Here is an 8,077-nt window from a genome sequence, read left to right on the forward strand (position 1 = left end):
CCGCCGAGGGCCGGCGGCGGGTGATGCGCCGCCACCCGGTCTCGGGCGGTGCGGGCGGGGAACCCCGTGCCGACGAAGGTACCGCCCGACGAGCACGCTGGGGAGTCGATCGATCACCCCGGGTACGACCAGCCGGCGAAGAACTCGCGGCAGCGGGTCAGACCGTCCACGCGCACCCGCCACTCGGGGCGGTGCGCGTCGAAGTCCTCCGCGTTCAGGACGAACCGGCGGATCGTGGCGAGCTCACCACGGCGCTCGACCTCCTGGGTCCCGTCCTCCCGGTACCCGAGGCGCCGGCTGACCGCCACCGAGGCGGGGTTGTCCTCGAAGGACCCGTCCTGGCCAACCGGGCACCGAGGTGGTCGAAAGCGAAGGACAGCACGGCGGCCCGCATCTCGGTGCCCAGCCCTCGGCCCTGGTGGTGGCGCCCCAACCAGGATCCGCTGACCACGGTCCGCACCACGGGGAAGTTCGCGGCCGCCAGTTGCTGCACGCCGACCAGCGTTCCGTTCGAGCGGGCGAGGAGGTTGATGGTCCAGGTCGTGGGGGTGACCTCCGCGCGTTGCCGCCAGTGGAACCGGACCGTGTTCACCCCCAGTTCGTGCGGGGGCACGTCTGTCCACGGCGTGGTGAAGGGCATTCGCTCGGGCGGGTGGATGCCCTGACGGGCGAGCTCCACCAACTCCCGCAGCCCCTCGTCGTCGTCCGGCCTCAGTTCGAGCCGGGGCGAGGTGAGGACGAGGTCGCCCAGCGGCCAGGGGTTCTCGATCGACATCGCCCCATTCTTCCCGGCTCGCGACCGTCCGGTACCTCCGTTGCCGGTCAGCGGGTGATGGCGGGCGACGCGCCGCCCGCCGCGCTGACGCCCACCGGCGGTGGCCGTACGGTTCTCCCATGCGAGCGATCACAGTGCGCGAGCCTGGCGGCCCGGAGGTGCTGCGGTGGGCACCGCTGCCCGATCCCAGGCCGGCGGAGGGCGAAGTCGTCGTCAACGTGGCGGCGAGCGCGGTGAACCGGGCCGACCTGTTGCAGCGGCAGGGCAGGTACCGCCCACCTCGGGGCGCGTCCGGCATCCTGGGCCTGGAGTGCTCGGGCACGGTCGCGGCGCTCGGCAGGGGTGTGACCGGTTGGCGGGTCGGTGACGAGGTGTGCGCGCTGCTGGCCGGTGGCGGCTACGCGGAGAAGGTGGCGGTACCGGCCGAGCAGCTGATGCCGGTACCGGCTGGCGTCGACCTGGTGACGGCGGCGGGTCTGCCGGAGGTGGCGTGCACCGTCTGGTCGAACCTGGTGGACGTGGCCCGTCTCGCCAAGGGCGAGGTGCTGCTGGTCCACGGTGGGGCGGGTGGGGTCGGGACCTTCGCGATCCAGCTCGGCCGGGCGCTGGGCGCGACGGTCGCGACGACGGCGGGCTCCGCCGACCGACTGGCCCGGTGCCGGGAACTCGGGGCCGAGATCCTGGTCAACCACCGCGAACAGGACTTCGTCGAGGAGGTCTCCCGGGCGACGGGCGGCCACGGCGCGGATGTCGTGCTGGACAACATCGGAGCCAAGTACCTGGAACGCAACATCGAGGTCCTCGCGGTGGGGGGCCGACTGGTGGTGATCGGCATGCAGGGTGGGCGGCGGGCAGAGGTGGACCTGTCCACACTGCTCACGAAACGGGCGAGCGTGGCGGCGACGGCGTTGCGGGGCCGGCCGGTGACGGGCCCGGGCGGCAAGGCCGGCATCGTCTCCGATGTCGTCAGCAAGGTCTGGCCGCTGCTGGCGGAGGGCACGATTCGCCCCGTGGTGCACGACCGGGTCCCGATGGCCGAGGCGGGCCGCGCCCACGAACTGCTCGACAGCGGGTCCGTGGTCGGGAAGATCCTGCTGACTGTCTGAACCCGCGCGGGCACCCTGGTGGGCTCGTCCCCGTGGCTCACACCGTGAGCGTCGCGGCGGCGAGCCCACTCGTCCCGTCCCGCGTGAAACGCAGCCCGAACTCCGTCGTCCAGTGCCGGATCACCGCCTGCTCCCCGGCGCGGTCGGCGTCGTCCAACAACACCACCGCTCCCGGCGCCAGCGCGTTCCGCACCACGGGCAGGACCGGGTACCGGATCAGCCCGCCACCCGGCCCGCCGTGGGGGCCGTCGACCAGCACCAGGTCGATCAGACCGTTGCGGTCCACGTACCGCGTCACCATCTCGAAGACCTGCCCCGGCTCGTACCAGGGCAGGTCGTCCACCGAGCCGGGGTGCGGGGCCAGCGGGGCGTGCACGACCCTGGCCACCTCGGTCAACCCCTCGCGCCTGAGCTGGGTGGTGACGAAGGCGGCGCGTTCGCCGTCGTCCTCGAGGGAGAGCAACCGTCCGAACCCCCTGCGGGCGAGGAAGCGGGCGATCACCACCGACGACCACCCGCAGCCGCATTCCAGGAGGACGCTGCGGTCCCCCAGCGCCACCTCGTCCAGCACACGGGTCAGCGCGGCCGCCCGCAACGAGCCGGTGGGGAAGGGCAGGTACTCCGTCAACAGCGGTGCCAGCCGCAGCCACGCCCCGAGTTCGGCGTGGGACCGTTCGCTCTCCTCCACCTCGCCCGGCCCTTCCGCACGGCGGGGAGTCGCCGTCGCCCTCGCCCGCAACCCCATCACCATCCGTGAGCACAGGGTAGCGAAGTGGCGTCGGAGGTGCGGCTGCCTCGTCACCCGGCCGGCCGGGTGGAGGGGAGGACGGGAGACGTGGAGTCAGCGGGATGCGGGTGGCCTCACCCGCGAGGTGGGTGGCGGACGCGGGCTCTCAACCCAGTTCCGCGACTGCCCGCAGGAGCTGTTCGATCTCCAGGCCGGTCGTGTAGTGGGCGAGTCCCAGTCGCACGACTCCACCGACCTCACCGCCCCCGAGCACGGCGAACACACCGTGCGTACCGGGGTCGTCGAAGGCGCAGACGCCCCGCGAGAGGAGGTGTTCGACCGCATCGGCCGCTTTCACCCCCCGCACGGTGAACGCCATCGCGGGCACCCGCCGCATCGCGTCCCCGATCACCGTCACGTGCTGCTGGGCGCGCAGTCCTGAGGTCAGGTTGGCCAGCAGACCCGCCTGGTACGCCTTCACCGAGCGGAGCGAGCTGAGGACGCGTTCGCGGCGGGGGCCGACGGCGGCGTCGTCCAGGGCGGCGAGGTAGTCGACGGAGGCGACCAGTCCGGCGAGGAGCGGGTAGGCGTGCGGCCCCAGTTCCAGGCGTTCGGCACCGCGCGCTCCGGGATCGAGCGCCACGGCGGACCAGCGGTCGAGCAGGGACGCGTCCCGGAAGACGAGGGCCCCGACCGGTGGTCCGCCCCACGAGGAGGCGGACACCGCGAGGACGTCCGCTCCCATCAGGGTGAGGTCGAGCGGGAGGAAGGGCGCGGCGGCGGAACCGTCGACGACGACCAGGGCTCCCGCCTCGGCCGAGGTGTCGACGATCCGCCGGATGTCGGGACGGGTGCCCACGACCCCGGAGGCGGCGGTGACGGCGACGACCCTGGTCCTGGGCGTCACCACGTCCTGGTACTGCCACTCGGGGAGTTCGCAGGTCTCGATGTCCACCTCGGCCCAACGCACCGAGGCACCCGTGCGTTGGGCGGCCCGTTGCCAGGGCGCGACGTTCGCCGGGTGGTCGAGCCGGGACACGACGACCTCGTCACCCGCGACCCAGCCCTCGGAGACGACATCGGCGAGTCGCTGCAGGAGCACGGCGGCGCTCGGTCCGAGCACGACCCCGGCGGGATCGGCTCCCACGAGGTCCGCGACGGCGCGGCGGGCGGCCTCGACGATGGCCTCCGCCCGCTGGGAGGCGGGGAAGATCCCGCCGGGACCGGACACCGGGGCGCGCAGGGCGGTGGAGACGGCGGTGGCGACCTGCTCGGGAATCTGCATGCCCGCCGGCGCGTCAAGATGTACCCAGCCATCGCCCAACGCGGGGAACAGTCCGCGGACCCGAGCGACGTCGAAGGCCATGCGAACACCGTACGTACGGTGGAGGGCCCCGGTCCCTCGGGGTCGTCGTCCGGTCCGGTCCGGGTACCCGACGCGGAGGATGGCGAGTGAGCCCGGCTCGTCCCGAGCCCGTCGACAGCGCGAGGATGGACCCATGAGTCACGAGACCGACGAGAACTCCGGCGAGTACCAGGACGAGTCCCGCGAGCAGCGGGCGACCCCTGGTCGGCAGGTGGTGATCTTCGGCGAGGACGGTGTCCCCATCGGCACCGCGCAGGTGCCGGAGGGCGCCGAGGACGCCGCAGGCGGCGAGGACGTCAACGACCTGGTCGAACAGCCCGCCAAGGTGATGCGGATCGGCACCATGATCAAGCAGCTGCTGGAGGAGGTCCGGGCGGCTCCGCTCGACGAGGCCAGCCGGAACAGGCTGCGGGAGATCCACACCTCCTCGATCAAGGAGTTGGAGCAGGGCCTCGCGCCCGAGCTGGTGGAGGAGTTGGAGCGGCTGTCCCTGCCCTTCACCGAGGGGAGCACGCCGACGGACGCGGAGCTGCGGATCGCCCAGGCCCAGTTGGTGGGCTGGTTGGAAGGGCTCTTCCACGGCATCCAGACGGCGCTGTTCGCTCAGCACATGGCCGTGCAGGCGCAGCTCCAGCAGATGCGCCGCGGCGCGCTGCCCCCCGGGACGAAGGTCACCGATCCGGGTGAACAGAGTCCGTTGCGGGGCACCGGCCAGTACCTCTGAGCGCGGTTCGCCCCTCGCGGTGCCGGGGGCGACGGCGCCGCGAGGGGCACCACGTCGTGGTGTCTGTCACCCCATGTGACACCGTCCCTCACCTGGGGCGAAAGGCTTCACCGGTTACGGTGAGGGCCAGACTGCCAACCAGCGAGTAAGCCGTTCAGGTGCCGCCGGTACGCTGCACTTCGTGCAGGTAAGCAGCACCCTCGATGAGGCGAATCCCGCAGCCGCGCACTCCTCTCGCACGTGGAGTCGCGCGTTCCAGGACATCGCCCAGGCAGCCAGGCAGCGCAACCTGTGGGGTTACCTGGGTTGGCAGGACATCAAGCAGGGCTATCGCCGGTCGGTGATCGGCCCGCTGTGGATCACCATCAGCACGGGCGTGATGACGCTCGCGCTGGGCATCCTGTTCGGTGGTCTGTTCGGCAACCCGCTCCACGAGTTCCTGCCCTACGTGGCCGTCGGGCTGATCTGCTGGACCTTCATCTCGAACTGCATCAACGAGGGCGCCCAGGTCTTCATCGCCAACGAGGGCCTGATCAAGCACCTCCCCGCGCCGGTGACGACGCACGTGTTCCGGCTGGTGTGGCGGCAGACCCTGTTCTTCGCCCACAACCTGCTGATCTACCTGATCATCTTCGCGATCTTCCCGCAGCCGGTGGACCTGTCGCTGCTGCTGGTGGTGCCCGCCCTGGCGCTGCTCATCGTCAACGCGGGGTGGGCCTCGCTGCTGGTCGGCATCATCAGCACCCGGTTCCGGGACATCCCCCCGATCACGGGCAACATCGTGCAGCTGCTCTTCTACCTGACGCCGATCGTCTGGAGCTACGAGACGCTCATCAACAGCGAGAGCGCCGTGGTCCGCGAGCGCGCGGTGCTGGCCCAGCTCAACCCGTTCATGCACTTCATCGAGATGGTCCGGCGTCCCATGCTCGGCCTGGAGACGAACCCGACCAACTGGCTCGTCGTGGGCGCCATCACGGTCGTGGGCTGGGCCGTCGCGCTGTTCATGCTCCGCAACTACCGAGCCAGGGTGTCCTACTGGGTCTAGGCGCACACTGGAGCCAGCCCCCGTGCGCCGGACAACGCCAACGATTCCACCCCCGCCCCGAGTGAGGCCTTGACACGTGGTCAGCATTGACGTTTGGAACGCATCGGTCGACTTCCCGATCTTCGACGCGAAGTCCCGGTCGCTGAAGAAGGCCGTGCTCAACAAGGCGGGCGGCAAGATCGGGACCGACAGCAAGGTGCCGGTCATCGAGGCCCTGCGGGACATCAACATCTCGGTCGCCCACGGCGACCGCGTCGGGTTGGTCGGCCACAACGGCGCTGGCAAGTCGACGCTGCTGCGGCTGCTCTCGGGCATCTACGAGCCGACCAGGGGCCACTCGAGGATCGTCGGCAAGGTGGCACCGGTCTTCGACCTCGGTGTCGGCCTCGATCCGGAGATGAACGGCATCGAGAACATCATGATCCGGGGTCTCTTCCTGGGAATGACCAGGAAGCAGATGGAGTCACGGGTCGACGAGATCGCCGAGTTCACGGAACTGGGCGACTACCTGTCGATGCCGTTGCGGACCTACTCGACGGGTATGCGGGTTCGGTTGGCGTTGGGCGTGGTCACCTCGATCGACCCGGAGATCCTGCTCCTGGACGAGGGCATCGGCGCCGTCGACGCGTCCTTCCTCGCGAAGGCGAGGGACCGGCTCAACGACCTGGTCAAACGGTCGGGCCTGCTCGTGTTCGCCTCGCACGCGGACGAGATGCTGATGGAACTGTGCACGAAGGCGATCTGGATGGACAAGGGCCAGGTGCGGATGCAGGGCCCCATCAGGGACGTCCTCACCGCGTACAAGGGGCGGGACCCGTACGAACACATGAGCAAGGAAGGCCTGGAGAGGCTCGGCCACGGCTCGCCCGCCTCCGCTCCCGCGGGTGAGAGCGCGTGAGCGCCGCCTCCGGACGTCGGAGCGAGGACGTGACCCTCCCCGAGGGGGCCGTGGTGGCGGTGATCGTCACCCGGCACCGCCGGGAGCTCCTGACCGACTCGCTGAAGGTCATCGCCGCGCAGACCAGGCAGGTCGACCACCTCATCGTGGTGGACAACGGGCCGGACCAGTCGGCTGCCGACGTGGTCGCGGACTGCCCGATCCCGACGACGTACCTGCTGTCCCAGCGCAACCTCGGCGGGGCCGGCGGTTTCGCGCTGGGCATGTTGCACGCGTTGTCCCTGGGGGCGGAGTGGATCTGGCTGGGTGACGACGACGGCCGTCCGGCCGACGAGAACGCCCTGGAGATCCTCCTCGACGAGGCGGAGCGGCGGCGCCTGGCCGTCGTCTCGCCGGTCGTCGTGAACATCGACCACCCCGAACTGCTCGCCTTCCCGATGCGGCGGGGGCTGACCTGGAAGCGGCAGCGCGACGAACTGGGCGAGGACTTCCTCCCGGGAATCGCCTCGTTCTTCAACGGCGCCCTGTTCCGCGCCAGCACCCTCGACGTCGTCGGGGTGCCCGACTACCGCATGTTCTTCCGGGGCGACGAGGTGGAGATCCACCGCCGGGTTGCCCGGTCGGGACTGCGTTTCGGTACCTCGCTCCGCACCACCTTCGTCCACCCGGACGGGTCGGCCGAGTTCAAGCCGATGTTGGGTGGGCGGCTGCACGCCCAGGACCCAGAGGACCCGATCAAGCGGTACTACACCTACCGGAACCGCGGGTACCTGCTCTCCAAACCGGGGATGCGCAAGCTGGGTCTGCTGGAGGTCTTCCGGTTCGGCCTGTACTTCCTCGGCGTCCGGCGCGATCCGAAGGCGTTCGTGAAGTGGCTGCGACTGGTGCGCCAGGGGCAGCAGGAGCGCTTCTTCCGGGCCTGATCGGGGCGGAGGCGCCCGGCTCGGCGGGCCGGGCGCGCGCCCTGCCGGCGGTCGGACGTCCTGGTGCGTTCGCCGCGCGGAGGCCCCGGTTTCCGGCGTGCGACGAACACCGGTACGCGGTACGCCGTGGGTGAACCGCCTCGCGAGTGCTGCCGTGGAGGACTTGGATGGTGCGCATGAGCACCGAACAGCACGCCCTCACCCTGCACCTCGTCGCGGGCGGCAGCCCGATCGTCCTCGCCGTCGACCACTCGACCTCCGAAAGCCTGTCCGGCGACCTGGAGAGCCTGGTCCGGGACGGCGACACCACGAGCATCGACCTCGCCGACGGTGGGAGGATGGTCGTCGACTTCTCGACGGTTGCCACCGCGCACCTGAGCGAACTGCGCCACAGCGTGACCGCCTACGGGCAACGAGCCCGCCGCTGAACGCCCTGTGACGCAGCCCGGCCCGTCCTCGGGGCCTGGGGGCGGGGTGGCCCGTTCCCGGCCCCCGGCGGGGAGGGGCGGGCGG

At 70.9% G+C, this 8,077-nt stretch carries 9 protein-coding genes; 6 read left to right on the forward strand and 3 right to left on the reverse strand.

Features of this window, described 5'->3' with window-relative positions; genetic code table 11:
• Positions 1-214: 214 nt before the first annotated feature.
• Positions 215-775, reverse strand: coding sequence for a GNAT family N-acetyltransferase (locus tag ACTIDRAF_RS29320; RefSeq protein WP_245533565.1), 561 nt, complete (start codon positions 773-775; stop codon positions 215-217).
• Between the two features lie 119 nt (positions 776-894).
• On the opposite strand from ACTIDRAF_RS29320, the gene ACTIDRAF_RS0216475 reads away from it, so the two are divergent.
• Positions 895-1,881, forward strand: coding sequence for an NAD(P)H-quinone oxidoreductase (locus tag ACTIDRAF_RS0216475; RefSeq protein ID WP_016699823.1), 987 nt, complete (start codon positions 895-897; stop codon positions 1,879-1,881).
• 37 nt (positions 1,882-1,918) lie between these two features.
• Here ACTIDRAF_RS0216475 and ACTIDRAF_RS0216480 read toward each other — a convergent pair whose 3' ends face one another.
• Together ACTIDRAF_RS0216480 and ACTIDRAF_RS0216485 are read right to left on the reverse strand one after the other, a co-directional pair.
• On the reverse strand, positions 1,919-2,632 hold the full coding sequence (locus tag ACTIDRAF_RS0216480) for a class I SAM-dependent methyltransferase (RefSeq protein WP_245533566.1): 714 nt from the start codon (positions 2,630-2,632) through the stop codon (positions 1,919-1,921).
• Between the two features lie 142 nt (positions 2,633-2,774).
• The gene (locus ACTIDRAF_RS0216485; protein WP_016699825.1) at positions 2,775-3,974 is read right to left on the reverse strand and encodes a cysteine desulfurase-like protein; all 1,200 of its coding nucleotides are present in this window, start codon (positions 3,972-3,974) and stop codon (positions 2,775-2,777) included.
• Between the two features lie 133 nt (positions 3,975-4,107).
• Here ACTIDRAF_RS0216485 and ACTIDRAF_RS0216490 point away from each other — a divergent pair, with 133 nt between their 5' ends.
• The 5 genes from ACTIDRAF_RS0216490 to ACTIDRAF_RS0216510 all read left to right on the forward strand — a co-directional run bounded on the left by ACTIDRAF_RS0216490 (position 4,108) and on the right by ACTIDRAF_RS0216510 (position 7,992).
• Positions 4,108-4,698 carry a bacterial proteasome activator family protein gene (locus tag ACTIDRAF_RS0216490; protein ID WP_016699826.1) on the forward strand — a complete coding sequence of 197 codons (591 nt, stop codon included), beginning with the start codon at positions 4,108-4,110 and terminating at the stop codon, positions 4,696-4,698.
• A gap of 181 nt (positions 4,699-4,879) precedes the next feature.
• Positions 4,880-5,743, forward strand: coding sequence for a galactan export ABC transporter permease subunit Wzm/RfbD (wzm, locus tag ACTIDRAF_RS0216495; protein WP_083886378.1), 864 nt, complete (start codon positions 4,880-4,882; stop codon positions 5,741-5,743).
• A gap of 76 nt (positions 5,744-5,819) precedes the next feature.
• Positions 5,820-6,641, forward strand: a complete 822-nt coding sequence (wzt, locus tag ACTIDRAF_RS0216500) for a galactan export ABC transporter ATP-binding subunit Wzt/RfbE (protein ID WP_016699828.1) — start codon at positions 5,820-5,822, stop codon at positions 6,639-6,641.
• Positions 6,638-7,564, forward strand: coding sequence for a galactofuranosyltransferase GlfT1 (gene glfT1, locus ACTIDRAF_RS0216505; protein ID WP_016699829.1), 927 nt, complete (start codon positions 6,638-6,640; stop codon positions 7,562-7,564). Before wzt ends, glfT1 begins: the two co-directional genes overlap by 4 nt.
• Positions 7,565-7,740: 176 nt before the next feature.
• Positions 7,741-7,992 carry a hypothetical protein gene (locus ACTIDRAF_RS0216510; RefSeq protein ID WP_157163077.1) on the forward strand — a complete coding sequence of 84 codons (252 nt, stop codon included), beginning with the start codon at positions 7,741-7,743 and terminating at the stop codon, positions 7,990-7,992.
• The last annotated feature ends 85 nt before the right edge of the window (positions 7,993-8,077 follow it).

The organism is Actinoalloteichus spitiensis RMV-1378 (genome assembly GCF_000239155.1).
Taxonomy (GTDB): domain Bacteria; phylum Actinomycetota; class Actinomycetes; order Mycobacteriales; family Pseudonocardiaceae; genus Actinoalloteichus_B; species Actinoalloteichus_B spitiensis.

Excerpts from the sequence above, each read along its gene's own strand:
- ACTIDRAF_RS29320 (WP_245533565.1), bottom strand. The coding sequence starts at position 775 with ATGTCGATCGAGAACCCCTGGCCGCTGGGCGACCTCGTCCTCACCTCG.
- ACTIDRAF_RS0216475 (WP_016699823.1), top strand. The coding sequence starts at position 895 with ATGCGAGCGATCACAGTGCGCGAGCCTGGCGGCCCGGAGGTGCTGCGG.
- ACTIDRAF_RS0216480 (WP_245533566.1), bottom strand. The coding sequence starts at position 2,632 with ATGGTGATGGGGTTGCGGGCGAGGGCGACGGCGACTCCCCGCCGTGCG.
- ACTIDRAF_RS0216485 (WP_016699825.1), bottom strand. The coding sequence starts at position 3,974 with ATGGCCTTCGACGTCGCTCGGGTCCGCGGACTGTTCCCCGCGTTGGGC.
- ACTIDRAF_RS0216490 (WP_016699826.1), top strand. The coding sequence starts at position 4,108 with ATGAGTCACGAGACCGACGAGAACTCCGGCGAGTACCAGGACGAGTCC.
- ACTIDRAF_RS0216510 (WP_157163077.1), top strand. The coding sequence starts at position 7,741 with ATGAGCACCGAACAGCACGCCCTCACCCTGCACCTCGTCGCGGGCGGC.